General features: G+C 44.5%; 1 protein-coding gene. It reads right to left on the bottom strand.

Features of this window, described 5'->3' with window-relative positions; all coding sequences use genetic code 11:
* A partial coding sequence (locus tag O3Q52_RS53360; RefSeq protein ID WP_269655582.1) for an APH(3')-I family aminoglycoside O-phosphotransferase occupies nt 1–801 on the bottom strand: 801 nt, incomplete at its 3' end.
* Nucleotides 802–1,134: the final 333 nt, after the last annotated feature.

Genomic DNA, 1,134 nt, shown 5'->3' with positions numbered 1-1,134 from the left:
GAGCATCAAATGAAACTGCAATTTATTCATATCAGGATTATCAATACCATATTTTTGAAAAAGCCGTTTCTGTAATGAAGGAGAAAACTCACCGAGGCAGTTCCATAGGATGGCAAGATCCTGGTATCGGTCTGCGATTCCGACTCGTCCAACATCAATACAACCTATTAATTTCCCCTCGTCAAAAATAAGGTTATCAAGTGAGAAATCACCATGAGTGACGACTGAATCCGGTGAGAATGGCAAAAGTTTATGCATTTCTTTCCAGACTTGTTCAACAGGCCAGCCATTACGCTCGTCATCAAAATCACTCGCATCAACCAAACCGTTATTCATTCGTGATTGCGCCTGAGCGAGACGAAATACGCGATCGCTGTTAAAAGGACAATTACAAACAGGAATCGAATGCAACCGGCGCAGGAACACTGCCAGCGCATCAACAATATTTTCACCTGAATCAGGATATTCTTCTAATACCTGGAATGCTGTTTTCCCGGGGATCGCAGTGGTGAGTAACCATGCATCATCAGGAGTACGGATAAAATGCTTGATGGTCGGAAGAGGCATAAATTCCGTCAGCCAGTTTAGTCTGACCATCTCATCTGTAACATCATTGGCAACGCTACCTTTGCCATGTTTCAGAAACAACTCTGGCGCATCGGGCTTCCCATACAATCGATAGATTGTCGCACCTGATTGCCCGACATTATCGCGAGCCCATTTATACCCATATAAATCAGCATCCATGTTGGAATTTAATCGCGGCCTAGAGCAAGACGTTCCCCGTTGAATATGGCTCATAACACCCCTTGTATTACTGTTTATGTAAGCAGACAGTTTTATTGTTCATGACCAAAATCCCTTAACGTGAGTTTTCGTTCCACTGAGCGTCAGACCCCGTAGAAAAGATCAAAGGATCTTCTTGAGATCCTTTTTTTCTGCGCGTAATCTGCTGCTTGCAAACAAAAAAACCACCGCTACCAGCGGTGGTTTGTTTGCCGGATCAAGAGCTACCAACTCTTTTTCCGAAGGTAACTGGCTCCAGCAGAGCGCAGATACCAAATACTGTCCTTCTAGTGTAGCCGTAGTTAGGCCACCACTTCAAGAACTCTGTAGCACCGCCTACATACCTCG

The sequence above is a fragment of the Streptomyces sp. ActVer genome (assembly GCF_027270795.1).
GTDB lineage: Bacteria > Actinomycetota > Actinomycetes > Streptomycetales > Streptomycetaceae > Streptomyces > Streptomyces umbrinus_A.
This window is presented reverse-complemented; position numbering and strand designations above follow the sequence as displayed.